This is a genomic window from Pseudomonas sp. TH43, from assembly GCF_016650635.1.
Classification (GTDB): Bacteria; Pseudomonadota; Gammaproteobacteria; order Pseudomonadales; family Pseudomonadaceae; genus Aquipseudomonas.
On sequence record NZ_JAEKFI010000004.1, the window covers coordinates 909,329 to 935,000 of the forward strand.

Genomic DNA, 25,672 nt, shown 5'->3' on the forward strand with positions numbered 1-25,672 from the left:
ATTACTTACCTGCCTGCTGGTTGAGCACAGTCTTCACGCGAGCGATGTCACGCTTAACTTGCGAGAGCAGATGAGACTGCCCCAACTGGCCAGTTGCTTTCTGCATACGCAGATTGAACTGGTCGCGCAGCAAGCCGAGCAGTTGCTCGTTCAGCTGCTGTGCGGATTTTTCACGAAGTTCATTCGCTTTCATCACATCACCGTCCGTTTAACAAAGGCGGTGGCGAGCGGCAGCTTTGCAGCAGCCAGGGCAAAAGCCTCACGCGCCAGCTCTTCAGAAACACCCTCGATTTCATACAGGACTTTGCCTGGCTGAATCTGGGCTACCCAGTATTCGACACTACCCTTACCTTTACCCATCCGAACTTCGAGGGGCTTTTTGGAAATCGGCTTGTCCGGGAATACACGGATCCAGATCTTGCCGCCACGTTTAACGTGACGGGTCAGTGCACGACGCGCTGACTCGATCTGACGAGCGGTGAGACGACCACGAGCTACAGACTTCAGCGCGAACTCGCCGAAGCTGACTTTGCTACCGCGCTGAGCCAGACCACGGTTGTGGCCTGTCATCTGCTTGCGGAACTTCGTACGCTTAGGTTGCAACATTTGGCGTACCCCTTACTTAGCAGCTTTTTTACGAGGCGCTGGTGCTTGTGGTTTCAGCTCTTCTTGGCGACCACCAATTACTTCGCCTTTGAAGATCCAAACCTTTACACCGATCACACCGTAAGTGGTGTGAGCTTCGTAGTTGGCATAGTCGATGTCGGCACGCAGGGTGTGCAATGGCACACGACCTTCGCGATACCATTCAGTACGTGCGATTTCAGCACCGCCGAGACGACCGCTCACTTGGATTTTGATGCCTTTGGCACCAATGCGCATGGCGTTCTGTACTGCGCGCTTCATAGCGCGACGGAACATTACACGACGCTCCAGCTGCTGAGCTACGCTCTGCGCAACCAGCATACCGTCGAGCTCCGGCTTGCGGATCTCTTCGATATTGATGTGCACAGGCACACCCATTTGCTTGGTCAGGTCCTGACGCAGTTTCTCAACATCTTCACCTTTCTTCCCGATAACGATACCTGGACGAGCGGTGTGGATGGTGATACGTGCAGTTTGGGCCGGACGATGGATATCGATACGGCTTACGGACGCGCTTTTTAGTTTGTCTTGGAGATACTCACGCACTTTCAGATCTGCGAACAAGTAGTCCGCATAAGTCCGACCGTCTGCGTACCAGACGGAGGTGTGCTCCTTGACGATTCCCAGGCGAATGCCAATGGGATGTACTTTCTGACCCATCTCTTCGACTCCGTTACTTGTCAGCAACCTTGACAGTGATATGGCAAGACCGCTTGACGATGCGATCAGCACGGCCTTTGGCACGTGGCATGATGCGCTTCAGCGAACGCCCTTCGTTGACGAAAACGGTGCTGACCTTCAGGTCATCAACGTCTGCGCCTTCGTTATGCTCGGCGTTGGCTACGGCCGACTCCAGCACTTTCTTCATGATCTCGGCGGCTTTCTTACTGCTGAAAGCCAACAAGTTGAGCGCTTCGCCCACCTTCTTCCCGCGGATCTGGTCGGCGACCAAGCGGGCTTTCTGGGCGGAGATTCGAGCGCCCGACAACTTAGCGGCTACTTCCATTTCCTAACCCCTTAACGCTTGGCTTTCTTGTCTGCCACGTGCCCACGATAAGTGCGGGTACCGGCGAACTCGCCCAGTTTATGGCCGACCATGTCTTCGTTCACGAGAACTGGGACGTGCTGACGACCGTTATGTACGGCGATGGTCAGACCGACCATCTGTGGCAGGATCATCGAACGACGCGACCAAGTCTTAATTGGTTTGCGATCGTTCTTTTCCGCCGCCACTTCGATCTTCTTCAGTAGGTGAAGATCAATAAAAGGACCTTTTTTCAGAGAACGTGGCACTGTCGTATCCCTCTATTTACTTGCGACGACGGACGATCATTTTGTCGGTACGCTTATTACCACGAGTCTTCGCGCCCTTAGTCGGGAAGCCCCATGGCGATACCGGATGACGACCACCAGAGGTACGACCTTCACCACCACCATGTGGGTGGTCAACCGGGTTCATGGCAACACCACGAACGGTTGGGCGAACGCCACGCCAGCGTTTGGCACCAGCTTTACCCAGCGAACGCAGGCTGTGCTCGGAGTTCGAGACTTCGCCCAGGGTCGCACGGCATTCAGCCAGGACTTTACGCATTTCACCGGAACGCAGACGCAGGGTAACGTAAACGCCTTCACGAGCGATCAGCTGAGCCGAAGCACCAGCGGAACGAGCGATCTGAGCGCCTTTACCTGGCTTCAGTTCGATGCCGTGTACGGTAGAACCGACTGGAATGTTGCGCAGTTGCAGAGCGTTGCCTGGCTTGATTGGAGCCAGAGCGCCTGCGATCAGCTGGTCGCCAGCACTCACGCCTTTAGGGGCGATGATGTAGCGGCGCTCGCCGTCTGCGTAGCAGAGCAGTGCGATGTGAGCAGTACGGTTTGGATCGTATTCGATACGCTCGACAGTGGCGACGATGCCATCTTTGTCGTTGCGACGGAAATCGACCATACGATAATGCTGCTTATGACCACCACCGATGTGACGCGTGGTAATACGGCCATTGTTGTTACGACCACCAGTCTTCGATTTTTTCTCGAGCAGCGGTGCGTGAGGAGCGCCTTTATGCAGCTCCTGGTTGACCACCTTGACCACAAAACGGCGGCCAGGGGAAGTCGGTTTGCATTTAACGATTGCCATGATGCACCCCTTCCTTACTCAGCACTGCTGCTGAAATCGAGATCTTGGCCTGGCTGAAGGGAGATAACTGCCTTCTTCCAGTCATTACGCTTGCCCAGACCGCGAGCAGTGCGCTTGCTCTTACCCAGAACATTCAGGGTAGTGACGCGCTCTACTTTCACGCTGAACAGGCTTTCGACGGCCTTCTTGATTTCCAGCTTGGTTGCGTCAGTAGCAACCTTGAAAACGAACTGGCCTTTCTTGTCTGCCAGAACCGTAGCCTTCTCGGAAACGTGCGGGCCAAGCAGAACTTTAAATACGCGTTCCTGGTTCATCCCAGCAGCTCCTCGAATTTCTTCACGGCCGACACGGTGATCAACACCTTGTCGTATGCGATCAGACTAACTGGATCGGAACCTTGAACGTCACGTACATCAACGTGCGGCAGGTTACGAGCAGCCAGGTACAGGTTCTGATCAACAGCGTCCGACACGATCAAAACGTCGGTCAGGCTCATGTTGTTCAGCTTGCCCAGCAGATCTTTGGTTTTCGGAGTTTCAACAGCGAAATCCTGAACCACGACCAGACGATCAGTACGCACCAGCTCAGCAAGGATGGAACGCATTGCTGCGCGATACATCTTCTTGTTCAGCTTCTGGGAGTGATCCTGTGGACGTGCTGCAAAAGTGGTACCGCCGCCACGCCAGATTGGGCTACGGATAGTACCGGCACGAGCACGGCCAGTACCTTTCTGACGCCATGGGCGCTTACCGCCACCACGAACGTCGGAACGGGTCTTTTGCTGCTTGGTACCTTGACGGCCGCCGGCCATGTAGGCCACGACTGCTTGGTGAACCAGCGTCTCGTTGAATTCGCCGCCAAATGTCAGTTCGGAAACTTCGATCGCTTGAGCGTCATTTACATTTAATTGCATGTCAGCTTCCCCTTAACCGCGAGCCTTGGCTGCTGGACGTACAACCAGGTTGCCGCCAGTAGCGCCAGGAACAGCACCCTTGACCAACAACAGATTGCGTTCAGCGTCCACGCGCACTACTTCCAGGGACTGCACGGTCACGCGCTCAGCGCCCATATGACCGGACATTTTTTTGCCCTTGAATACACGACCAGGAGTCTGGCACTGGCCGATAGAGCCTGGGACGCGGTGGGATACGGAGTTACCGTGGGTGTTATCTTGCCCGCGGAAATTCCAACGCTTGATCGTACCCTGAAAGCCTTTACCCTTGGACTGACCGGTTACATCAACCAGTTGACCAGCGGCGAAGATTTCAGCGTTGATCAGATCGCCAGCCTGGTACTCGCCTTCTTCAAGACGGAATTCCATGGTGGTGCGACCAGCGGCAACGTTCGCTTTAGCGAAGTGGCCAGCCTGAGCTGCTGTTACACGCGAAGCACGACGCTCGCCGACAGTGACTTGCACTGCACGATAGCCATCGGTCTCTTCAGTTTTGAACTGGGTGACGCGATTCGGCTCGATCTCAATGACCGTGACCGGAATGGAGACACCTTCTTCGGTGAAAATACGGGTCATACCGCATTTACGACCGACTACACCAATAGTCATGTTGTAAACCTCATGAGTGTACGGGGCTTTCACCCGCTATGGCCGCCCATTTCAGAGCGTTACACGACTAAGACCGAGTCTTAGCCGAGGCTGATCTGCACTTCCACACCGGCCGCAAGATCAAGCTTCATAAGAGCATCAACGGTTTTATCCGTTGGCTGGACGATGTCCAGAACGCGCTTATGAGTGCGGATTTCGTACTGGTCGCGCGCGTCTTTGTTGACGTGCGGAGAAACCAGAACGGTGAACCGCTCTTTACGGGTAGGCAGTGGAATTGGACCACGCACTTGAGCACCAGTACGTTTCGCGGTTTCCACGATTTCCTGGGTTGATTGGTCGATCAGGCGATGGTCGAAAGCCTTCAACCTGATACGGATTTGCTGATTTTGCATTGGATTTCAGACTCCGGCTGCTATTCCCACCGAGCGCAATACGCCCGTTAAAAGGAGGCGCAATTCTATAGACGCCCCATATAGGTGTCAACCCAATAAAAAAGCCCCCGCTGAGCGGAGGCTTTTTCAAAGCATCAGGCAATCTCTATAAAAGAGAGTTACGCGATGATTTTGGCTACGACGCCAGCGCCGACGGTACGACCGCCTTCACGGATAGCGAAACGCAGACCGTCTTCCATTGCGATGGTTTTGATCAGGGTAACAGTCATCTGAATGTTGTCACCTGGCATTACCATTTCAACGCCTTCTGGCAGCTCGCAGTTACCAGTCACGTCAGTAGTACGGAAGTAGAACTGTGGACGGTAGCCTTTGAAGAACGGAGTGTGACGACCGCCTTCTTCCTTGCTCAGAACGTAAACTTCTGCAGTGAAGGTGGTGTGCGGCTTAACCGAACCCGGCTTAACCAGTACCTGACCACGCTCAACGTCGTCACGCTTGGTGCCACGCAGCAGAACGCCGCAGTTCTCGCCAGCACGACCTTCGTCGAGCAGCTTGCGGAACATTTCAACACCGGTGCAAGTAGTAACGGTGGTGTCACGCAGACCAACGATTTCCAGCGGGTCCTGAACGCGAACGATACCGCGCTCGATACGACCAGTCACAACAGTACCGCGACCCGAGATCGAGAATACGTCTTCGATTGGCATCAGGAACGGCTTGTCGGTAACACGTACTGGTTCTGGGATGTAGCTGTCCAGAGTCTCAACCAGTTTCTTGACGGCAGTGGTGCCCATCTCGTTGTCGTCTTTGCCTTCCAGCGCCATACGAGCCGAACCGATGATGATTGGAGTGTCATCGCCCGGGAAGTCGTAGGTGGACAGCAGGTCGCGAACTTCCATCTCAACCAGTTCCAGCAGCTCAGCGTCGTCTACCAGGTCAGCCTTGTTCAGGAAAACCACGATGTACGGAACGCCAACCTGACGGGACAGCAGGATGTGCTCACGGGTTTGTGGCATCGGACCATCAGCGGCCGAGCAAACCAGAATAGCGCCGTCCATTTGAGCAGCACCGGTGATCATGTTCTTCACATAGTCAGCGTGACCTGGGCAGTCAACGTGAGCGTAGTGACGGATCTTCGAGTTGTACTCAACGTGAGCGGTGTTGATGGTGATACCGCGTGCTTTTTCTTCTGGTGCGCTGTCGATCTTGTCGAAGTCAACGATTGCGGAACCGAAAACTTCCGAGCAAACGCGAGTCAGAGCAGCAGTCAGAGTGGTTTTACCGTGGTCAACGTGACCGATGGTGCCAACGTTGACGTGCGGTAGGGAACGATCAAATTTTTCTTTAGCCACGACAATTAACTCCTAGCCTAAAGGGGCTGAATCAGCCTTGTTTTTTGGTGACGGTTTCGACGATGTGCGCCGGAGCCGTATCGTATTTTTTGAATTCCATAGAGTAGCTTGCGCGACCCTGGGACATGGATCGAACGTCGGTCGCATAACCGAACATCTCACCCAGTGGAACTTCGGCACGAATTACTTTGCCGGACACTGTGTCTTCCATACCCTGGATCATGCCGCGACGACGGTTAAGGTCGCCCATCACATCACCCATATAGTCTTCAGGCGTAACAACCTCTACAGCCATGATCGGCTCAAGCAACTCACCACCGCCCTTCTGGGCCAGTTGCTTGGTCGCCATGGAGGCAGCCACTTTAAACGCCATCTCGTTGGAGTCGACGTCGTGGTAAGAACCATCGAACACGGTAGCCTTCAGGCCGATCAGCGGATAGCCGGCAACAACGCCGTTCTTCATCTGCTCTTCGATACCCTTCTGGATAGCCGGGATGTATTCCTTAGGAACCACACCACCTACAACTTCGTTCACGAATTGCAGACCTTCCTGACCTTCGTCAGCAGGAGCAAAACGGATCCAGCAGTGGCCGAACTGACCACGACCGCCGGACTGACGAACGAACTTGCCTTCGATTTCGCAGTTCTTCGTGATGCGCTCACGATAGGAAACCTGAGGCTTACCGATGTTGGCTTCGACGTTGAACTCACGGCGCATCCGGTCAACCAGGATGTCCAGGTGCAGCTCGCCCATGCCGGAGATGATCGTTTGACCAGTCTCTTCATCAGTCTTGACGCGGAAAGACGGGTCTTCCTGAGCAAGCTTGCCCAGAGCGATACCCATTTTTTCCTGGTCATCCTTGGTCTTAGGCTCTACGGCAACCGAAATAACCGGCTCCGGGAAGTCCATACGAACCAGGATGATTGGCTTGTCAGCGTTGCAGAGGGTTTCACCAGTGGTGACATCCTTCATGCCGATCAGGGCCGCGATGTCACCAGCGCGTACTTCCTTGATCTCTTCACGGGCGTTTGCGTGCATTTGCACCATACGACCCACGCGCTCTTTCTTGCCTTTAACCGAGTTGATCACGCCGTCGCCGGAGTTCAACACGCCCGAGTAAACGCGGACGAAGGTCAAAGTACCCACGAATGGGTCAGTGGCAATTTTAAATGCCAGAGCGGAGAACGGTTCTGCGTCGTCTGCATGACGCTCCAGCTCGATAGTCTCGTCATCCGGGTCAGTACCCTTGATGGCAGGAATATCAACTGGTGCCGGCAGGTAGTCGATCACAGCATCGAGAACCAGGGGAACACCCTTGTTCTTGAACGAGGAACCGCAAACAGCCAAGACGATCTCACCAGCGATAGTACGCTGACGCAGAGCAGCCTTGATTTCCACGTTGGTGAGCTCTTCACCTTCGAGGTACTTGTTCATCAGCTCTTCGTTGGCTTCGGCAGCAGCCTCAACCATGTTGTTGCGCCATTCGTCAGCCAGTTCCTGCAGTTCAGCAGGGATAGGCTTGCGAACAGGAACCATACCTTTGTCAGCATCGTTCCAGTAAACAGCTTCCATGGTCAGCAGATCGATCTGACCCTGGAAATTATCTTCGGAACCGATAGCCAACTGGATTGGCACTGGAGTGTGACCCAGGCGCTGCTTGATCTGACCGATCACGCGCAGGAAGTTGGCACCAGCACGGTCCATCTTGTTTACGTAAACAAGACGTGGAACGCCGTATTTGTTGGCTTGACGCCATACGGTTTCCGACTGAGGCTCAACACCCGAGGTACCACAGAACACAACGACAGCGCCGTCGAGTACGCGCAGGGAACGCTCAACTTCGATAGTGAAGTCTACGTGGCCCGGGGTATCGATTACGTTGAAGCGATGCTCGTCTTTGTACTGCTTCTCGGAGCCTTTCCAGAAGGCGGTAATAGCAGCAGAAGTAATGGTAATACCACGCTCCTGCTCCTGAACCATCCAGTCTGTGGTCGCGGCGCCATCATGCACCTCGCCCATTTTGTGACTTTTGCCGGTGTAAAAAAGGACGCGCTCGGTGGTGGTGGTTTTACCAGCATCCACGTGAGCGACGATACCGATGTTACGGTAGCGACTAATCGGAGTAGTACGAGCCATAAAGCCCTCGCAAAATTAGTGAAGCTAAAATTAGAAGCGGTAGTGCGAGAAAGCTTTGTTGGCTTCAGCCATACGGTGCACGTCTTCACGCTTCTTAACAGCAGCACCTTTACCTTCAGCAGCATCCAGCAGCTCGCCAGCCAAACGCAGAGCCATAGACTTCTCGCCACGCTTACGGGCGAAGTCTACCAACCAGCGCATTGCCAGAGCGTTACGACGGGACGGGCGAACTTCGACCGGAACCTGGTAAGTAGCACCACCAACGCGGCGCGACTTCACTTCGACCAGCGGAGCGATGGCGTCGAGTGCTTTTTCGAAGAGTTCCAGGGGATCGGTGCCAGCCTTACGGGTCGCAACGGTATCCAGGGCACCATAAACGATACGCTCGGCAACGGCTTTCTTGCCGCTTTCCATAACGTGGTTCATGAATTTGGCGAGGATCTGGCTTCCGTATTTCGGATCGTCCAGAATCTCACGCTTTGCTGCTACGCGACGTCTTGGCATGATAAGCCCTCAAGCGGTCTTCAGGTTAGCTCGGGACAGATCCAATGGATGCGTGCCCGACCTTACTCTTATCGACTCAATAAAATAAAAATCTGCAAAACGGCCGATTACTTCGGACGCTTGGTACCGTACTTCGAACGACCTTGGTTACGACCTTTAACGCCGGAAGTATCCAGGGAGCCGCGAACGGTGTGGTAACGAACACCTGGCAAGTCTTTTACACGACCGCCGCGGATCAGTACCACGCTGTGCTCTTGCAGGTTGTGGCCTTCACCGCCGATGTACGAGGAAACCTCGAAACCGTTGGTCAGACGCACACGGCATACTTTACGCAGTGCCGAGTTAGGTTTTTTCGGCGTGGTGGTGTACACACGGGTGCACACGCCACGACGTTGCGGGCAGTTCTGCAGCGCAGGTACGTCGGATTTCTCGACGATACGCTTACGCGGCTGACGTACCAGCTGGTTGATAGTTGCCATCTACTAGCTCCACTGTTGTCTTGCGACGCTATTGTCTTGCAAGAAAAGCAAAATGGCAGGAACGAATTCCCGCCAAATTTAGGGGATCAAGAGTCTAAAGAGGATCTTGTCCCCAGTCAAGGCAAGGCCCCGACCTCCCCGCCCCTCGAACCTCGACAAAATGTCTCGATTCGACGAACGGAGTGATCAGGGCCTTACGCTCATTTTTCGCAGAACTCAGTTACCGCTCGAGTTCAACGCTTCGGTCAGTGCAGCTTCCACTTCACTGGCGCTCACGCGCAACGGCTTGTCTGCTTCACGACGACGCTTGCGCTCGCTGTGATAAGCCAAACCGGTACCCGCCGGGATCAAACGACCCACGACCACGTTTTCTTTCAGGCCGCGCAGGTAATCGCGCTTGCCGGTGACTGCCGCTTCGGTCAGTACGCGGGTGGTTTCCTGGAAGGAAGCCGCCGAGATGAACGATTCGGTGGACAACGACGCCTTGGTGATACCCAGCAGAACGCGAGTGTACTTGGAGACAAACTTGTCTTCGCCGCCCAGACGCTCGTTCTCTACCAGTACGTGAGTCAGTTCCATCTGGTCGCCCTTGATGAAACTCGAATCGCCGGATTCAGCGATTTCAACTTTACGCAGCATCTGACGCAGGATGGTCTCGATGTGCTTGTCGTTGATCTTCACGCCTTGCAGACGGTAAACGTCCTGGATCTCGTTCACGATGTACTTGGCCAGCGCACTCACACCCAACAGACGCAGGATGTCGTGTGGATCGCTTGGACCGTCGGAGATAACTTCGCCGCGGTTTACCTGTTCGCCTTCGAACACGTTCAGGTGACGCCACTTCGGAATCAGCTCTTCGTACGGATCGGTACCGTCGTTCGGGGTAATGACCAGACGGCGCTTGCCTTTGGTTTCTTTACCGAACGCGATGGTGCCGCTGACTTCAGCCAGAATCGACGCTTCTTTCGGACGACGAGCTTCGAACAAGTCGGCAACACGCGGCAGACCACCGGTGATGTCTCGAGTTTTCGAAGTTTCTTGCGGGATACGCGCGATAACATCACCGATCGCGATCTTCGCACCATCCGCAACACCGACCAGGGCGTTGGCTGGCAGGAAGTACTGAGCGATAACGTCAGTGCCTGGCAGCAACAGATCCTTGCCGTTGTCGTCGACCATCTTCACTGCTGGACGAATTTCTTTGCCCGCAGCTGGACGATCTTTCGCATCGAGTACTTCAATGTTGGTCATACCGGTCAATTCGTCAGTCTGACGCTTGATCGTGATGCCTTCTTCCATGCCCACGTAGGTCACGGTACCTTTCATTTCGGTAACGATTGGGTGAGTGTGCGGATCCCACTTGGCCACGATTGCGCCAGCGTCGACCTTGTCACCTTCTTTAACCGAAATCACAGCACCGTACGGCAGCTTGTAACGCTCACGCTCACGACCGAAGTCATCAGCGATTGCCAGCTCACCGGAACGGGATACAGCAACCAGATGGCCATCCACTCGCTCAACGTGTTTCAGGTTGTGCAGACGGACGGTACCGCCATTCTTCACCTGAACGCTGTCGGCTGCGGAAGTACGGCTAGCCGCACCACCGATGTGGAACGTACGCATCGTCAGCTGTGTACCCGGCTCACCGATGGACTGGGCAGCGATAACGCCGACAGCTTCACCGATGTTCACCTGGTGACCACGAGCCAGATCACGGCCGTAGCACTTGGCGCAAATGCCGTAGCGGGTTTCGCAACTGATCGGCGAACGCACGATCACTTCGTCGATGCTGTTCAGCTCGATGAATTCGACCCACTTCTCGTCTACCAGAGTGCCGGCAGGAACGATAACGTCCTCGGTACCTGGCTTGAACACGTCACGAGCGATAACACGACCCAATACGCGCTCACCCAACGGCTCTACAACGTCACCGCCTTCAATGTGCGGAGTCATCAGCAGACCGTGTTCGGTGCCGCAATCGATCTCGGTTACCACCAGATCCTGCGCAACGTCTACCAGACGACGAGTCAGGTAACCGGAGTTCGCAGTTTTCAACGCGGTATCCGCCAGACCTTTACGAGCACCGTGAGTCGAGATGAAGTACTGAAGTACGCTCAAACCTTCACGGAAGTTCGCAGTAATCGGCGTTTCAATGATGGAACCGTCTGGCTTGGCCATCAGACCACGCATACCGGCCAGCTGACGAATCTGTGCTGCGGAACCCCGCGCACCCGAGTCAGCCATCATGTACATCGAGTTGAAAGACTCTTGATCGACTTCAACGCCGTGACGGTCAATAACCTTCTCTTTCGAGAGGTTGGCCATCATTGCCTTGGAAACTTCGTCGTTCGCTTTCGACCAAAGGTCGATCACTTTGTTGTACTTCTCGCCCTGGGTTACCAGGCCGGAGGCGTACTGGCTCTCGATCTCTTTCACTTCGTCGGTGGCAGCACCGATGATGCGGGCTTTTTCATCCGGGATAACGAAGTCGTTAACACCGATGGAAACGCCGGAGATGGTCGAGTAAGCGAAACCGGTGTACATCAACTGGTCAGCGAAGATCACGGTCTCTTTCAAACCAACCACGCGGTAGCACTGGTTGATCAGCTTGGAGATCGCCTTTTTCTTCATCGGCAGGTTGACGACGTCGTACGACAGACCTTTTGGCACAACCTGGAACAGCAGCGCACGGCCGACAGTAGTGTCGACAATACGGGTACCGCTCACGCTGTTGCCGTCACGGTCATTGACGGTTTCGTTGATACGTACTTTAACCTTGGCGTGCAGTGCGGCTTCGCCGGCACGGAACACACGGTCAACTTCCTGCAGATCCGCGAACACACGACCTTCGCCTTTGGCGTTGATCGCTTCACGAGTCATGTAGTACAGACCCAATACAACGTCCTGCGACGGAACGATGATTGGCTCACCGTTGGCTGGCGACAGAATGTTGTTGGTCGACATCATCAACGCACGCGCTTCGAGCTGGGCTTCCAGCGTCAGCGGTACGTGCACGGCCATTTGGTCGCCGTCGAAGTCGGCGTTGTACGCGGCGCAGACCAGAGGGTGCAGCTGGATAGCCTTACCTTCGATCAGTACCGGTTCAAACGCCTGGATACCCAGACGGTGAAGGGTCGGTGCACGGTTGAGAAGAACCGGGTGTTCGCGAATCACTTCAGCGAGAACGTCCCAAACCTCTGGCAGCTCGCGCTCGACCATTTTCTTGGCCGCTTTGATGGTGGTCGCGAGACCACGCATTTCGAGCTTGCCGAAAATGAACGGTTTGAACAGCTCGAGAGCCATCTTCTTCGGCAGACCGCACTGATGCAGACGCAGGGTCGGGCCTACGGTAATTACCGAACGACCGGAGTAGTCAACACGCTTACCGAGCAAGTTCTGACGGAAACGACCTTGCTTACCCTTGATCATGTCAGCCAGGGATTTCAGAGGACGCTTGTTCGAACCGGTGATAGCGCGGCCACGACGACCGTTGTCGAGCAGAGCATCGACAGCTTCCTGCAACATACGCTTTTCGTTGCGCACGATGATGTCCGGAGCGGACAGATCAAGCAGGCGCTTCAAACGGTTGTTACGGTTGATCACTCGACGATACAGGTCGTTGAGGTCGGAAGTCGCGAAACGACCGCCATCCAGCGGGACCAGTGGACGCAGATCTGGCGGCAGAACCGGCAGAACGGTCAGCACCATCCACTCTGGCAGGTTGCCGGAACCCTGGAAGGCTTCCATCAACTTCAGACGCTTGGACAGCTTCTTGATCTTGGTTTCGGAGTTGGTTTGCGGAATCTCTTCACGCAGACGGCCAATCTCGTGTTCCAGGTCGATAGCGTGCAGCAGCTCACGGACAGCTTCAGCACCCATGCGGGCGTCGAAGTCGTCACCGAACTCTTCCAGCGCTTCGAAGTACTGCTCGTCGTTCAGCAGCTGACCTTTTTCAAGGGTGGTCATGCCTGGATCGATAACGACATAGCTCTCGAAGTAGAGAACGCGTTCGATATCACGCAGGGTCATGTCCATCAGCAGGCCGATACGGGACGGCAGCGATTTCAGGAACCAGATGTGGGCAACCGGCGAAGCCAGTTCGATGTGCGCCATGCGCTCACGACGAACCTTGGCCAGTGCAACTTCAACGCCGCACTTCTCGCAGATCACACCACGATGCTTCAAGCGCTTGTACTTACCGCACAGGCACTCGTAATCCTTTACCGGGCCAAAGATCTTGGCGCAGAACAGACCGTCGCGCTCAGGTTTGAACGTACGGTAGTTGATGGTTTCCGGCTTTTTAACTTCACCGAACGACCATGAGCGGATCATCTCAGGCGAGGCCAATCCGATACGGATGGCGTCGAACTCTTCGACTTGACCCTGGTTTTTCAGCAAATTCAGTAGGTCTTTCAAGGCCTTTCCTCCTGGCGGAGCAGAGAGCGGGCAATCCTGCCCCGCTCTCGATTCGCGTCACGTGTTATTCGGTTTCCAGATCGATATCGATGCCGAGGGAACGAATTTCCTTGATCAACACGTTGAAGGACTCGGGCATGCCCGGCTCCATACGGTGATCGCCATCCACGATGTTTTTGTACATCTTGGTACGGCCGTTCACATCGTCCGACTTCACTGTGAGCATTTCTTGCAGAGTGTAAGCAGCACCGTATGCTTCCAGTGCCCAGACCTCCATCTCCCCGAAACGCTGACCACCGAACTGTGCCTTACCACCCAGCGGCTGCTGGGTAACCAGGCTGTACGAACCGGTAGAACGCGCGTGCATCTTGTCGTCTACCAAGTGGTTCAGCTTCAGCATGTACATGTAGCCAACGGTAACTGGACGCTCGAACTTGTTGCCGGTACGGCCGTCGGTCAGCTGCATCTGGCCGCTTTCTGGCAGATCAGCCAGTTTCAGCATGGCCTTGATTTCGCTTTCCTTGGCGCCGTCGAACACTGGAGTGGCCATTGGAACACCGCCACGCAGGTTCTTCGCCAGATCCAGGATTTCCTGATCGGAGAAGCTGTCCAGATCTTCGTTACGACCGCCGATCTGGTTGTAGATCTCGTCCAGGAAGGTACGCAGTTCAGCGACTTTACGCTGCTCTTCGATCATCCGGTTGATCTTCTCGCCCAGACCTTTGGCCGCGAGGCCCAGGTGGGTTTCAAGGATCTGACCAACGTTCATACGCGAAGGTACGCCCAGCGGGTTGAGGACGACGTCGACCGGGGTGCCATTGGCATCGTGCGGCATGTCTTCAACCGGCATGATCACGGAGACCACACCTTTGTTACCGTGACGACCGGCCATCTTGTCGCCCGGCTGGATGCGACGACGGATTGCCAGGTAAACCTTGACGATTTTCAGCACACCTGGAGCCAGGTCATCGCCTTGCTGCAGTTTGCGCTTCTTGTCTTCGAACTTGTCGTCCAGCAGACGGCGGCGATCAACGATGTAGGCCTGAGCCTTCTCGAGCTGCTCGTTCAGAGCATCTTCAGCCATGCGCAGTTTGAACCACTGACCATGCTCAAGACCGTCGAGTACTTCGTCGGTGATGTCCTGACCTTTCTTCAGACCTGCGCCGCCTTCAGCCTTGTGGCCTACCAGAGCGGAACGCAGACGTTCGAAAGTCGCGCCTTCAACGATACGGAACTCTTCGTTCAGATCCTTGCGGATCTCGTCGAGCTGAGTCTTCTCGATCGACAGTGCACGAGCATCACGCTCAACGCCGTCGCGGGTGAAGACCTGTACGTCGATGACAGTACCTTTGGTACCGGTAGGTACACGCAGGGAAGTGTCTTTAACGTCGCTGGCTTTTTCACCGAAGATTGCACGCAGCAGTTTTTCTTCCGGAGTCAGCTGGGTCTCGCCTTTCGGAGTGACCTTACCCACCAGGATGTCGCCTGCGCCTACTTCAGCACCTACGTAAACGATACCGGCTTCGTCCAGCTTGTTCAGTGCAGCTTCACCCACGTTAGGGATGTCCGCAGTGATTTCCTCTGGGCCAAGCTTGGTGTCACGAGCCACACAGGTCAGTTCCTGAATGTGGATCGTGGTGAAACGGTCTTCCTGAACAACACGCTCGGACAGGCAGATGGAGTCTTCGAAGTTGAAGCCGTTCCATGCCATGAACGCGATGCGCATGTTCTGACCCAGCGCCAGCTCACCCATGTCGGTGGACGGGCCGTCGGCCATGATGTCGCTACGCTGAACGCGATCACCCTTACGCACCAGCGGACGCTGGTTGATGCAGGTGTTCTGGTTCGAGCGGGTGTATTTGGTCAGGTTGTAGATGTCGACACCAGCTTCGCCGGTTTCAACTTCGTCATCAGCAACACGAACCACGATACGGCTGGCGTCGACGGAATCGATCACGCCGCCACGACGAGCCACGACGCAAACGCCGGAGTCACGGGCTACGTTACGCTCCATGCCGGTACCTACCAGCGGCTTGTCAGCGCGCAGGGTTGGTACAGCTTGACGCTGCATGTTCGAACCCATCAACGCACGGTTGGCGTCGTCGTGCTCGAGGAACGGGATCAGCGACGCTGCAACCGAAACTACCTGCTTCGGCGAAACGTCCATCAAGGTGACTTCTTCAGGCGCCTTGACGGTGAATTCGTTCAGGTGACGTACGGCTACCAGTTCGTCGATCAGGACTTTCTGGTCGTTCATGGTCGCCGAAGCCTGCGCGATCACGTGGTCAGCTTCTTCAATGGCAGACAGGAACACGATCTCGTCGGTGACCACACCCTCTTTCACCACACGGTACGGGCTTTCGAGGAAGCCGTACTGGTTGGTGCGAGCGTACGCAGCCAGGGAGTTGATCAGACCGATGTTCGGACCTTCCGGCGTTTCAATCGGGCATACACGGCCGTAGTGAGTCGGGTGTACGTCACGGACTTCAAAGCCTGCGCGCTCACGAGTCAGACCGCCAGGGCCGAGTGCAGAGACACGACGCTTGTGGGTGATCTCGGACAGCGGGTTGTTCTGGTCCATGAACTGCGAGAGCTGGCTGGAACCGAAGAACTCTTTCACCGCCGCAGCCACTGGCTTGGCGTTGATCAGGTCTTGCGGCATCAGGCCTTCGCTTTCAGCCATCGACAGACGCTCTTTGACCGCACGCTCAACACGTACCAGGCCAACGCGGAACTGGTTCTCGGCCATTTCGCCTACGCAGCGAACACGACGGTTACCCAGGTGGTCGATGTCATCGACGATGCCTTTACCGTTACGGATGTCGACCAGAGTCTTCAGTACCGCGACGATGTCTTCCTTGCACAACACGCCCGAACCTTCGATCTCGGTGCGACCGATACGACGGTTGAACTTCATCCGGCCGACCGCAGACAGGTCATAGCGCTCAGGGCTGAAGAACAGGTTGTTGAAAAGAGTTTCGGCAGCGTCTTTGGTTGGCGGCTCGCCTGGACGCATCATGCGATAGATCTCGACCAGCGCTTCCAATTGGTTGCTGGTGGAGTCGATCTTCAATGTGTCGGAGACGAACGGACCGCAGTCGATGTCGTTGGTGTACAGAGTTTCGATGCGAACAACGCCGGACTTGGCAATTTTCGCCAGGACTTCGGTGTTCAGCTCGGTGTTGCACTCTGCCAGGATTTCGCCAGTAGCCGGGTGCACGATGACCTTGGCGGTAGTGCGACCGAGGACGTAGTCCAGAGGCACTTCCAGGGTCTTGATGCCGGCTTTTTCGATCTGGTTGATGTGGCGCGCAGTAATACGGCGGCCCGCTTCAACGATAACCTTGCCCTTCTCGTCCTGAATATCCAGAACCGCAATTTCACCACGCAGACGCGAAGCAATCAGTTCCAGGCTGAGGGTTTCGCCGCTCAGATGGAAAACGTTGGTGGTGTAGAAAGCGTCGAGCACTTCTTCAGTGGTATAGCCGAGCGCACGCAGCAGTACCGATGCCGGCAGCTTGCGACGACGGTCGATACGCACGAACACGCAGTCTTTCGGGTCGAACTCGAAGTCCAACCACGAACCGCGGTAAGGAATGATGCGCGCGGAGTACAGCAGTTTGCCGGAGCTATGCGTCTTGCCGCGGTCGTGGTCAAAGAACACGCCCGGGGAACGGTGCAGCTGGGAAACGATTACACGCTCGGTACCGTTGATTACGAAGGTACCGTTCTCAGTCATCAGGGGAATTTCACCCATGTAGACTTCTTGCTCTTTGATGTCCTTGATCGCTTTGTTCGACGATTCTTTGTCGAAAATGATCAGGCGCACTTTTACCCGCAAAGGTACGGCGAAAGTTACACCGCGCAATACGCATTCTTTGACATCAAATGCCGGTTCGCCCAGGCGATAACCGACGTACTCCAGCGCAGCATTGCCGGAGTAGCTGATGATCGGGAAAACGGATTTGAAGGCCGCATGCAGGCCCACGTCGCGGAACTGATCTTTAGTCGCTCCCGCTTGCAAGAATTCACGATACGAATCCAGCTGGATGGCCAGGAGGTAAGGCACATCCATGACGTCCGGCAACTTGCTAAAGTCCTTGCGGATACGTTTTTTCTCAGTATATGAGTAAGCCATCAGCGTTCCCCAGCTTGGTCACCTGCTTGTTTGGCCCCTCCCGACGGGAGCAGCCAGAAAATCGTGCAAACCCCATGGTTTGCGCCACCGCATCGGGTGGTTACAGCGCCTTTATCAGCACCGACCCAGTCGGCTGCCAATAACGGAAAAAGGCCGGTGGCAAGAGCCACCAGCCATCAGCCTGTCGCTTGACGCTCGGGCTGGAGGAGCAAAGTCGATGCTTACTTCAGCTCGACTTTAGCGCCTGCTTCTTCCAGCTTCTTCTTGGCGTCTTCAGCAGCTTCTTTCGAAACGCCTTCAGCTACAACCTGAGGAGCGGTGTCTACTTTCTCTTTGGCTTCTTTCAGGCCCAGACCAGTCAGTTCACGAACTGCCTTGATCACGTTAACCTTCTTCTCGCCAGCTTCCAGCAGAACAACGTTGAACTCGGTTTGCTCTTCAACAACAGCGGCAGCAGCAGCTGGACCAGCAGAAGCAGCGGCAGCGGATACGCCGAACTTCTCTTCCATTGCCTTGATCAGCTCAACGATTTCCAGAACCGATTTTTCGCCGATTGCGTCGATGATTTGTTCGTTAGTCAGAGACATGACTTATTTCCTGAATTGGGGGATAGCCTGCAGGCCATCGAAATAAACAAAAATACGCGAGAGAGGAAACGCTCAGCCTCAGGCTGCAGCAGCTTCTTTCTGGTCGCGAAGAGCCGCCAGAGTACGAGCCAATTTGCTGGTAGCGCCTTGAATCACGCTCATCAGCTGGGAAATTGCTTCGTCACGGGTCGGCAGGCTTGCCAGAACGTCGATCTGATTAGCTGCGAGGAACTTGCCCTCGAACGCAGCTGCCTTGATCTCGAACTTTTCCTGACCTTTAGCGAACTCTTTGAACAGGCGAGCAGCAGCGCCCGGGTGTTCGTTGGAGAATGCGATCAAGGTCGGGCCGGTGAACACGTCGTTGAGAACACTGTATTCAGTGTCAGCAACAGCGCGCTTGAGCAGGGTGTTACGTACAACACGTACGTAAACGCCAGCTTCACGAGCCTCTTTACGGAGTCCGGTCATTGCGCCTACTGTTACGCCACGTGCATCAACCACGACAGCGGACAGAGCGACTTTGGCAGCCTCGTTGACTTCAGCGACGATGGCCTTCTTGTCTTCGAGATTAATTGCCACGGGTTTAACTCCTGCTTGTTACCGTTTCATTCGATCGAAACCGAATGTCGTTTTGGTGTCTGATTCGGTAAGGAACCGGGAGCACCATCTGCGTAGGCTGATGGTTTAAGACTTGCGCCGCCTACGGTCTTGGATAGCCCCCGCCAGGCAGGGACCCCAATCTTTCAATTAGCGCGAATATTCGCGCCAATTTTTGTCTTACGCGTCCAGCGAGCTCTGGTCGATAACCAGACCTGGGCCCATAGTGGTGCTCAGGGTAACGCGCTTGACGTAGATACCTTTCGAGGAAGCTGGCTTGATACGCTTCAGATCAGCGATCAGGGCTTCAACGTTTTCCTTCAGCTTGACGGCGTCGAAGCCCATCTTGCCAACGGAGGTGTGAATAATGCCGTTTTTGTCGGTGCGATAACGAACCTGACCAGCTTTAGCGTTCTTAACCGCAGTAGCTACGTCTGGAGTTACAGTACCAACCTTAGGGTTAGGCATCAGACCACGTGGACCGAGGATCTGACCCAATTGACCTACAACGCGCATTGCATCCGGGGATGCGATCACTACGTCATAGTTCAGGTCGCCGCCTTTCATTTCGGCAGCCAGGTCATCCATACCTACACGGTCAGCGCCGGCAGCCAGAGCGGCCTCAGCAGCAGGACCCTGGGTGAACACAGCAACGCGAACGGTCTTGCCAGTGCCGTGTGGCAGCACAGTAGCGCTACGAACAACCTGGTCAGATTTACGCGGGTCAACACCCAGGTTCACAGCAATGTCGAACGACTCGCTGAACTTGACAGTCGACAGCTCAGCCAGCAGAGCGGCGGCATCTACAAAGTTGTAGGCCTTGCCTGCTTCGATTTTGCCGGCGATAGCCTTTTGACGCTTGGTCAGCTTAGCCATTACACACCCTCCACGTTAAGGCCCATGCTACGAGCAGAACCGGCGATAGTACGCACGGCTGCATCCATATCAGCTGCAGTCAGATCCGCGTTTTTGGTTTTCGCGATTTCTTCCAGCTGAGCACGGGTAACAGTGCCAACCTTAACGGTGTTCGGACGAGCGGAACCGCTGGTCAGACCAGCCGCTTTCTTCAGCAGAACCGAAGCAGGGGTGGATTTTGTTTCGAAAGTAAAGCTACGGTCGCTGTAGACAGTGATGATCACTGGAGTCGGCAGACCAGCTTCCAGACCCTGAGTACGGGCGTTGAAAGCCTTGCAGAATTCCATGATGTTCACGCCGTGCTGACCCAGTGCAGGACCAACAGGTGGGCTTGGGTTAGCCTGAGCGGCCTTCACTTGCAGCTTGATGTAAGCGGTAATCTTCTTGGCCATGAGGCACTCCAATTACGGGTTCAAACGCCTCGAAAGGCTCCCCGGTTACTTGCGCGTTTATCCCAGTGACGACAAAACCCCACAGCCTATGGCTGCGGGGTTGGGATGCTTTTTCAGCTAGACCTTTTCGACCTGACTGAACTCCAACTCTACCGGAGTAGAGCGACCGAAAATGAGCACTGCCACTTGGATCCGGCTCTTTTCGTAGTTAACTTCTTCAACAACGCCATTGAAATCAGCGAATGGACCGTCATTGACTCGCACCGTTTCACCTGGCTCGAAGAGAGTCTTCGGCTTCGGCTTGTCACTACCATCAGCAACACGACGCAGAATCGCTTCTGCCTCTTTATCGGTGATTGGCGCAGGCTTATCAGCAGTACCGCCGATAAAACCCATCACCCGAGGAGTGTCCTTGACCAAGTGCCAAGTACCCTCATTCATATCCATCTGAACCAGCACATAGCCTGGAAAGAACTTACGCTCGCTTTTGCGCTTCTGGCCATTACGCATTTCAACCACTTCTTCAGTGGGAACCAGAATTTCGCCAAAGCCATCTTCCATGCCAGCCAGCTTTACGCGCTCGACCAGCGAGCGCATCACATGCTTCTCGTAACCCGAGTAAGCATGCACAACATACCAACGCTTAGCCACGGGACACCCTTAGCCGACAATCAAGGAAACAAGCCAACCGAGCAGGGAATCAAGCCCCCACAACAGCAACGCCATAACCAGGACAACAGCCACCACAATAAGGGTGGTCTGCGTGGTTTCTTGACGAGTTGGCCACACGACTTTACGAATCTCGGTGCGAGCTTCCTTAACCAGTACAAAGAAAGACTTGCCCTTCGCAGTCTGCAGGCCTACAAAGGCAGCTACAGCAGCGATGACAAGCAAAGCGAGTACACGGTACAGGATCGGCGAAGCAGAATAATACTGATTGCCAACAACGCCAACAACCACCAAAGCGACAACTACAAGCCACTTGAGCAGATCGAAGCGAGAGCCTTGAGCTTCAGCCTTAGGAGTCATCTATGAAGATCCTGTGAAAAGAAAGCCAGACACACCAAGTGAATCTGGCAGGTCAGGAGGGAATCGAACCCCCAACCTACGGTTTTGGAGACCGTCGCTCTGCCAATTGAGCTACTGACCTAAAACAAAATCAGGCCGACCATTATGCCGGCCCGAAAAATACATTACAACCACTTACTCGATGATTTTGGCTACGACACCAGCGCCGACGGTACGACCGCCTTCACGGATAGCGAAACGCAGACCATCTTCCATCGCGATGGTTTTGATCAGGGTAACAGTCATCTGAATGTTGTCACCTGGCATTACCATTTCAACGCCTTCTGGCAGCTCGCAGTTACCAGTCACATCAGTTGTACGGAAGTAGAACTGTGGACGATAACCTTTGAAGAACGGAGTGTGACGACCGCCTTCTTCCTTGCTCAGAACGTAAACTTCTGCTGTGAACTTGGTGTGCGGCTTGACCGAACCCGGCTTAACCAGTACCTGACCACGCTCAACGTCGTCACGCTTGGTGCCACGCAGCAGAACGCCGCAGTTCTCGCCCGCACGACCTTCGTCGAGCAGCTTGCGGAACATTTCAACACCGGTGCAAGTAGTAACGGTGGTGTCACGCAGACCAACGATTTCCAGCGGATCCTGAACGCGAACGATACCGCGCTCGATACGACCAGTCACAACAGTACCGCGACCCGAGATCGAGAATACGTCTTCGATTGGCATCAGGAACGGCTTGTCGGTAACACGTACTGGTTCTGGGATGTAGCTGTCCAGAGTCTCAACCAGTTTCTTGACGGCAGTGGTGCCCATCTCGTTGTCGTCTTTGCCTTCCAGCGCCATACGAGCCGAACCAATGATGATTGGAGTGTCATCGCCCGGGAAGTCGTAGGTGGACAGCAGGTCGCGAACTTCCATCTCAACCAGTTCCAGCAGCTCAGCATCGTCTACCAGGTCAGCCTTGTTCAGGAAAACCACGATGTACGGAACGCCCACCTGGCGGGACAGCAGGATGTGCTCACGGGTTTGCGGCATCGGACCATCAGCGGCCGAGCAAACCAGAATAGCGCCGTCCATTTGAGCAGCACCGGTGATCATGTTCTTCACATAGTCAGCGTGACCTGGGCAGTCAACGTGAGCGTAGTGACGGATCTTCGAGTTGTACTCAACGTGAGCGGTATTGATGGTGATGCCGCGTGCTTTTTCTTCCGGGGCGCTGTCGATCTTGTCGAAGTCAACGATTGCAGAGCCGAAAACTTCGGAGCAAACGCGAGTCAGAGCAGCAGTCAAAGTGGTTTTACCGTGGTCAACGTGACCAATGGTCCCAACGTTGACGTGCGGCAGGGAACGATCAAATTTTTCCTTAGCCATCGATATCACCCTTAACAGAAGAATTGAGCAAACGACACAAGCCATTAAAACAAAGGCAGATATTTTCATATCTGCCTTGTTATATGGAGCTCTTGAGCGGATTTGAACCGCTGACCTCACCCTTACCAAGGGTGTGCTCTACCAACTGAGCTACAAGAGCAAAACACTTTGCACAACCTGCAAACTTGGAGCGGGTAGCGGGAATCGAACCCGCATCATCAGCTTGGAAGGCTGAGGTTCTACCACTAAACTATACCCGCGGAGCCTGCAGCTCACGCTTAAATCTGGTGGAGGGAGAAGGATTCGAACCTTCGAAGTCGTAGACGTCAGATTTACAGTCTGATCCCTTTGGCCGCTCGGGAACCCCTCCTAATCAGGCCGGCATTCTATACTATGCCAAACCCCTGTCAAGCAATTTCTCATTTAAAAACCTGAGGTTAGCTGCATTGACAACACCCTACTGCTAGAACCTCTTCAGGTCTTCGCTGTGGAGCGGGCGCCATTCTATGCAAACTATTCGACAGGTGCAACCCCCTCGCACAGCATTATTTTATGTTTTAACTCATTGAATTCCTTGGAAAGGTTCTGCAATTGCACATCCCCCAGCAAACGCTCGCCCGCAGGGGCTATACGCAACCAATATTCCCCACTGGGAAGACCTTTCGACACAGGTTGTGCATTGATCCCCATACCAGCCAAACGCCGCTCAAGGGCTTCAACCAGTTCCTGGCGAGAGAAACCTCCGAGGAAAAGGCACTCATTCTCCGCCGGAGAACCGCTCGCCCTTTCTCGCGAAGCAACTCCGCCCTCGCTCAGCAAACGAATGTCCTGCTGCGAACCTCGATACAAGTTGAGCGGAGTGACGTCCTTCGCACGCAAAGGGGCCTCCTGCTGATGCCAGACGTAATAAAACACATTGAGCACCAACAGCAGCAGGAACATCCAACGCATACAAACCTCAAGTAAAAGGACACGCCATAGCCAAAAGCACAAAAACCAGATCAGAAGCGATACGAGCCCGAAACAAGTGCACGGTGGCTCTCATTCATTATCTGATCCGACTCAACGACCGCCCGGATAATCAAGTCCGCCGCTTCATTGGTAACACTCGCCATTCCATGAAGCTATTACCGCAGTCGAGCTCAGGAGTCGTCTCGCAGCCTCAGGCTGAGCTCACCGCCACTAAAAGTCTTTTCAGCACCACCGACTGCCAACCGCAGGGCACCTTGATTATCAATACCCAGCACCACGCCATCTATTTGATTGACGCCAGCGATCAATGAGACCGATCGGCCATGCCACAAATGATTCTCTTCCCACTCCGCTTTCAGAACCGAAAAACCACCAGCCTGGTGACGCTCTATATAAGTCTGTAATTGCTCACTCAAGTCAGCCACAAGCACATTACGATCGCATGCCCTCCCTGACTCCAGGCGTATTGACGTCCACTTTTGATCTACTTCTTCTGCGACCTGCATGTTTACGTTGATGCCAATGCCTAACACCACATGGCAAACGTCTGCAGGATCCCCGACGAGCTCCAGTAAAATGCCGGCAATTTTCTTGTCACCGACAAGAACATCGTTAGGCCACTTCAATCCCGCACCATCAACGCCAGATTTTCGCAGGGCCCGCATCACGGCCAACCCAACGACCAGACTCAACCCTTCGAGCTGGCGCATCCCACCATCAATACGCAGGACAAGACTGTAATAAAGATTTTCGGCAAATGGACTGACCCACTTTCGCCCCCTGCGTCCGCGACCGGACGTCTGCCGCTCAGCAACGACTAAAAATGGCGCCGACTGTCCGCGACCGATTGCACGCAGAGCCTCAGCATTTGTTGAATCAATAGTGTCGAAAACGGCAACAGGCCACTCCGACAGCATTTCCGCCATTTTACTAGGATCGAGCAACACCAATGGCGCCGCTAACTGGTAGCCACGCCCTCGAACCTTATGAATGGATAGCCCAAGCTCAGACTCAAGGTGCTGAAGCTGCTTCCATACCGCGCTTCGACTAATTCCGAGCGCTACGCCCAGGGCCTGACCAGAATGGAAGCGCCCATCCTTCAGAAGATTCAACAACGTCAGCATGCAGATCTCGCCTCGTAATGAGGCCTGAATAATATCCATGCCCCGGCCCGCTGCATAGGAATCAAGCGAGCACATTTCCTGCGGGCAAAACAAAACCCCAACTGCTTTCGCAATTGGGGTTTCGGAATTTAATCTTGACGATGACCTACTCTCACATGGGGAAACCCCACACTACCATCGGCGATGCATCGTTTCACTGCTGAGTTCGGGATGGGATCAGGTGGTTCCAACGCTCTATGGTCGTCAAGAAATTCGGGTACCGAATCGTGGCCAGATGGCCTCGCTTCAGCAAATTGGGTATGGGATAGTTTTCGGTGTTTTGTGCTGCCTTTTTAGGGGCGGTCGAACTTTCGGTTCGTTTCGTCTTCACACACCGCAATCTGATGCTCTTTCGAGTAGTCAAATTGCTTGGGTGTTATATGGTCAAGCCTCACGGGCAATTAGTATTGGTTAGCTCAACGCCTCACAGCGCTTACACACCCAACCTATCAACGTCGTAGTCTTCGACGGCCCTTCAGGGAACTCAAGGTTCCAGTGAGATCTCATCTTGAGGCAAGTTTCCCGCTTAGATGCTTTCAGCGGTTATCTTTTCCGAACATAGCTACCCGGCAATGCCACTGGCGTGACAACCGGAACACCAGAGGTTCGTCCACTCCGGTCCTCTCGTACTAGGAGCAGCCCCTCTCAAATCTCAAACGTCCACGGCAGATAGGGACCGAACTGTCTCACGACGTTCTAAACCCAGCTCGCGTACCACTTTAAATGGCGAACAGCCATACCCTTGGGACCGGCTTCAGCCCCAGGATGTGATGAGCCGACATCGAGGTGCCAAACACCGCCGTCGATATGAACTCTTGGGCGGTATCAGCCTGTTATCCCCGGAGTACCTTTTATCCGTTGAGCGATGGCCCTTCCATACAGAACCACCGG

General features: G+C 54.6%; 25 protein-coding genes, 4 tRNA genes and 2 rRNA genes (1 of these 31 only partly in view). All 31 read right to left on the reverse strand.

All coding sequences use genetic code 11. The annotated features are described in order from the left end of the window. Position 1: 1 nt before the first annotated feature. Positions 2–193, reverse strand: a complete 192-nt coding sequence (gene rpmC / locus JFT81_RS20515) for a 50S ribosomal protein L29 (protein WP_002555481.1) — start codon at positions 191–193, stop codon at positions 2–4. Further along, the gene (gene rplP / locus JFT81_RS20520) at positions 193–606 is read right to left on the reverse strand and encodes a 50S ribosomal protein L16 (RefSeq protein ID WP_007896757.1); all 414 of its coding nucleotides are present in this window, start codon (positions 604–606) and stop codon (positions 193–195) included. The genes rpmC and rplP overlap by 1 nt, the downstream gene beginning before the upstream one ends. Before the next feature lie 12 nt (positions 607–618). Continuing rightward, positions 619–1,305 (reverse strand): 30S ribosomal protein S3, encoded by a 687-nt coding sequence (gene rpsC / locus JFT81_RS20525; RefSeq protein WP_003176422.1) that lies wholly within the window; start codon positions 1,303–1,305, stop codon positions 619–621. Between the two features lie 13 nt (positions 1,306–1,318). Beyond that, a complete protein-coding gene (rplV, locus tag JFT81_RS20530; RefSeq protein ID WP_003103908.1) occupies positions 1,319–1,651 on the reverse strand; it encodes a 50S ribosomal protein L22 in 333 nt (110 codons plus the stop codon). A gap of 11 nt (positions 1,652–1,662) precedes the next feature. Further along, a complete protein-coding gene (gene rpsS / locus JFT81_RS20535) occupies positions 1,663–1,938 on the reverse strand; it encodes a 30S ribosomal protein S19 (RefSeq protein WP_003228731.1) in 276 nt (91 codons plus the stop codon). A 16-nt stretch (positions 1,939–1,954) separates the two neighbouring features. Next, a complete protein-coding gene (gene rplB, locus JFT81_RS20540) occupies positions 1,955–2,779 on the reverse strand; it encodes a 50S ribosomal protein L2 (protein ID WP_003228734.1) in 825 nt (274 codons plus the stop codon). 14 nt (positions 2,780–2,793) lie between these two features. Next, on the reverse strand, positions 2,794–3,093 hold the full coding sequence (rplW, locus tag JFT81_RS20545) for a 50S ribosomal protein L23 (RefSeq protein WP_002555488.1): 300 nt from the start codon (positions 3,091–3,093) through the stop codon (positions 2,794–2,796). After that, complete coding sequence (gene rplD, locus JFT81_RS20550; RefSeq protein WP_007918468.1) at positions 3,090–3,692, reverse strand: 50S ribosomal protein L4; 603 nt, start codon at positions 3,690–3,692, stop codon at positions 3,090–3,092. The genes rplW and rplD overlap by 4 nt, the downstream gene beginning before the upstream one ends. A gap of 12 nt (positions 3,693–3,704) precedes the next feature. After that, positions 3,705–4,340 (reverse strand): 50S ribosomal protein L3, encoded by a 636-nt coding sequence (gene rplC, locus JFT81_RS20555; RefSeq protein ID WP_003228738.1) that lies wholly within the window; start codon positions 4,338–4,340, stop codon positions 3,705–3,707. Positions 4,341–4,420: 80 nt separating this feature from the next. Further along, on the reverse strand, positions 4,421–4,732 hold the full coding sequence (gene rpsJ / locus JFT81_RS20560) for a 30S ribosomal protein S10 (protein ID WP_003186070.1): 312 nt from the start codon (positions 4,730–4,732) through the stop codon (positions 4,421–4,423). Between the two features lie 158 nt (positions 4,733–4,890). Continuing rightward, the gene (tuf, locus tag JFT81_RS20565; protein ID WP_007918472.1) at positions 4,891–6,084 is read right to left on the reverse strand and encodes an elongation factor Tu; all 1,194 of its coding nucleotides are present in this window, start codon (positions 6,082–6,084) and stop codon (positions 4,891–4,893) included. A 31-nt stretch (positions 6,085–6,115) separates the two neighbouring features. Next, on the reverse strand, positions 6,116–8,221 hold the full coding sequence (gene fusA / locus JFT81_RS20570; protein WP_201228699.1) for an elongation factor G: 2,106 nt from the start codon (positions 8,219–8,221) through the stop codon (positions 6,116–6,118). A gap of 30 nt (positions 8,222–8,251) precedes the next feature. Then, positions 8,252–8,725, reverse strand: a complete 474-nt coding sequence (gene rpsG, locus JFT81_RS20575) for a 30S ribosomal protein S7 (RefSeq protein ID WP_201228700.1) — start codon at positions 8,723–8,725, stop codon at positions 8,252–8,254. Between the two features lie 107 nt (positions 8,726–8,832). Beyond that, positions 8,833–9,204 carry a 30S ribosomal protein S12 gene (gene rpsL, locus JFT81_RS20580; RefSeq protein WP_003186084.1) on the reverse strand — a complete coding sequence of 124 codons (372 nt, stop codon included), beginning with the start codon at positions 9,202–9,204 and terminating at the stop codon, positions 8,833–8,835. Positions 9,205–9,420: 216 nt separating this feature from the next. After that, positions 9,421–13,620: a DNA-directed RNA polymerase subunit beta' gene (gene rpoC, locus JFT81_RS20585; RefSeq protein ID WP_007916472.1), complete on the reverse strand. Its 4,200-nt coding sequence runs from the start codon at positions 13,618–13,620 to the stop codon at positions 9,421–9,423. Between the two features lie 64 nt (positions 13,621–13,684). Continuing rightward, positions 13,685–17,758 carry a DNA-directed RNA polymerase subunit beta gene (rpoB, locus tag JFT81_RS20590; RefSeq protein WP_008081909.1) on the reverse strand — a complete coding sequence of 1,358 codons (4,074 nt, stop codon included), beginning with the start codon at positions 17,756–17,758 and terminating at the stop codon, positions 13,685–13,687. Between the two features lie 221 nt (positions 17,759–17,979). Further along, a complete protein-coding gene (gene rplL / locus JFT81_RS20595; RefSeq protein ID WP_201147656.1) occupies positions 17,980–18,345 on the reverse strand; it encodes a 50S ribosomal protein L7/L12 in 366 nt (121 codons plus the stop codon). 78 nt (positions 18,346–18,423) lie between these two features. Beyond that, positions 18,424–18,924: a 50S ribosomal protein L10 gene (gene rplJ, locus JFT81_RS20600; protein WP_201147657.1), complete on the reverse strand. Its 501-nt coding sequence runs from the start codon at positions 18,922–18,924 to the stop codon at positions 18,424–18,426. A gap of 198 nt (positions 18,925–19,122) precedes the next feature. Then, entirely contained in the window at positions 19,123–19,818 is a 696-nt protein-coding gene (gene rplA / locus JFT81_RS20605) for a 50S ribosomal protein L1 (protein WP_201147658.1), read from the reverse strand. Beyond that, positions 19,818–20,249, reverse strand: coding sequence for a 50S ribosomal protein L11 (gene rplK, locus JFT81_RS20610; protein WP_003228756.1), 432 nt, complete (start codon positions 20,247–20,249; stop codon positions 19,818–19,820). The genes rplA and rplK overlap by 1 nt, the downstream gene beginning before the upstream one ends. Positions 20,250–20,366: 117 nt before the next feature. Then, positions 20,367–20,900: a transcription termination/antitermination protein NusG gene (gene nusG, locus JFT81_RS20615; protein ID WP_007916492.1), complete on the reverse strand. Its 534-nt coding sequence runs from the start codon at positions 20,898–20,900 to the stop codon at positions 20,367–20,369. Positions 20,901–20,909: 9 nt separating this feature from the next. Beyond that, entirely contained in the window at positions 20,910–21,278 is a 369-nt protein-coding gene (secE, locus tag JFT81_RS20620; RefSeq protein ID WP_007916493.1) for a preprotein translocase subunit SecE, read from the reverse strand. A gap of 45 nt (positions 21,279–21,323) precedes the next feature. Next, positions 21,324–21,399: transfer RNA gene (locus JFT81_RS20625), tRNA-Trp, on the reverse strand. A gap of 53 nt (positions 21,400–21,452) precedes the next feature. Next, positions 21,453–22,646: an elongation factor Tu gene (tuf, locus tag JFT81_RS20630; RefSeq protein ID WP_053124324.1), complete on the reverse strand. Its 1,194-nt coding sequence runs from the start codon at positions 22,644–22,646 to the stop codon at positions 21,453–21,455. Between the two features lie 84 nt (positions 22,647–22,730). Then, a tRNA-Thr gene (locus tag JFT81_RS20635) sits at positions 22,731–22,806 on the reverse strand. A gap of 26 nt (positions 22,807–22,832) precedes the next feature. Then, a tRNA-Gly gene (locus tag JFT81_RS20640) sits at positions 22,833–22,906 on the reverse strand. 25 nt (positions 22,907–22,931) lie between these two features. Continuing rightward, a tRNA-Tyr gene (locus JFT81_RS20645) sits at positions 22,932–23,016 on the reverse strand. 143 nt (positions 23,017–23,159) lie between these two features. Further along, positions 23,160–23,597 (reverse strand): hypothetical protein, encoded by a 438-nt coding sequence (locus tag JFT81_RS20650; RefSeq protein WP_201228701.1) that lies wholly within the window; start codon positions 23,595–23,597, stop codon positions 23,160–23,162. A 191-nt stretch (positions 23,598–23,788) separates the two neighbouring features. Continuing rightward, on the reverse strand, positions 23,789–24,742 hold the full coding sequence (gene birA / locus JFT81_RS20655) for a bifunctional biotin--[acetyl-CoA-carboxylase] ligase/biotin operon repressor BirA (RefSeq protein WP_201230600.1): 954 nt from the start codon (positions 24,740–24,742) through the stop codon (positions 23,789–23,791). Positions 24,743–24,874: 132 nt separating this feature from the next. After that, positions 24,875–24,990 (reverse strand): 5S ribosomal RNA (gene rrf / locus JFT81_RS20660). Between the two features lie 171 nt (positions 24,991–25,161). Then, positions 25,162–25,672: ribosomal RNA gene (locus JFT81_RS20665) — 23S ribosomal RNA — on the reverse strand; it runs 2,382 nt beyond the window's last position.

Excerpts from the sequence above, each read along its gene's own strand:
- rplD (WP_007918468.1), bottom strand. The coding sequence starts at position 3,692 with ATGCAATTAAATGTAAATGACGCTCAAGCGATCGAAGTTTCCGAACTG.
- rplV (WP_003103908.1), bottom strand. The coding sequence starts at position 1,651 with ATGGAAGTAGCCGCTAAGTTGTCGGGCGCTCGAATCTCCGCCCAGAAA.
- rplC (WP_003228738.1), bottom strand. The coding sequence starts at position 4,340 with ATGACTATTGGTGTAGTCGGTCGTAAATGCGGTATGACCCGTATTTTC.
- rpsL (WP_003186084.1), bottom strand. The coding sequence starts at position 9,204 with ATGGCAACTATCAACCAGCTGGTACGTCAGCCGCGTAAGCGTATCGTC.
- rplA (WP_201147658.1), bottom strand. The coding sequence starts at position 19,818 with ATGGCTAAGCTGACCAAGCGTCAAAAGGCTATCGCCGGCAAAATCGAA.
- JFT81_RS20650 (WP_201228701.1), bottom strand. The coding sequence starts at position 23,597 with ATGCGTTGGATGTTCCTGCTGCTGTTGGTGCTCAATGTGTTTTATTAC.
- rpsJ (WP_003186070.1), bottom strand. The coding sequence starts at position 4,732 with ATGCAAAATCAGCAAATCCGTATCAGGTTGAAGGCTTTCGACCATCGC.
- tuf (WP_053124324.1), bottom strand. The coding sequence starts at position 22,646 with ATGGCTAAGGAAAAATTTGATCGTTCCCTGCCGCACGTCAACGTTGGG.
- birA (WP_201230600.1), bottom strand. The coding sequence starts at position 24,742 with ATGCTGACGTTGTTGAATCTTCTGAAGGATGGGCGCTTCCATTCTGGT.
- fusA (WP_201228699.1), bottom strand. The coding sequence starts at position 8,221 with ATGGCTCGTACTACTCCGATTAGTCGCTACCGTAACATCGGTATCGTC.
- rplK (WP_003228756.1), bottom strand. The coding sequence starts at position 20,249 with ATGGCCAAGAAGATTACCGCTTACATCAAGCTGCAAGTGAAGGCCGCT.
- rpsG (WP_201228700.1), bottom strand. The coding sequence starts at position 8,725 with ATGCCAAGACGTCGCGTAGCAGCAAAGCGTGAGATTCTGGACGATCCG.
- rplW (WP_002555488.1), bottom strand. The coding sequence starts at position 3,093 with ATGAACCAGGAACGCGTATTTAAAGTTCTGCTTGGCCCGCACGTTTCC.
- rplP (WP_007896757.1), bottom strand. The coding sequence starts at position 606 with ATGTTGCAACCTAAGCGTACGAAGTTCCGCAAGCAGATGACAGGCCAC.
- rplB (WP_003228734.1), bottom strand. The coding sequence starts at position 2,779 with ATGGCAATCGTTAAATGCAAACCGACTTCCCCTGGCCGCCGTTTTGTG.
- secE (WP_007916493.1), bottom strand. The coding sequence starts at position 21,278 with ATGACTCCTAAGGCTGAAGCTCAAGGCTCTCGCTTCGATCTGCTCAAG.
- rplL (WP_201147656.1), bottom strand. The coding sequence starts at position 18,345 with ATGTCTCTGACTAACGAACAAATCATCGACGCAATCGGCGAAAAATCG.
- rpoB (WP_008081909.1), bottom strand. The coding sequence starts at position 17,758 with ATGGCTTACTCATATACTGAGAAAAAACGTATCCGCAAGGACTTTAGC.
- rpmC (WP_002555481.1), bottom strand. The coding sequence starts at position 193 with ATGAAAGCGAATGAACTTCGTGAAAAATCCGCACAGCAGCTGAACGAG.
- rpsC (WP_003176422.1), bottom strand. The coding sequence starts at position 1,305 with ATGGGTCAGAAAGTACATCCCATTGGCATTCGCCTGGGAATCGTCAAG.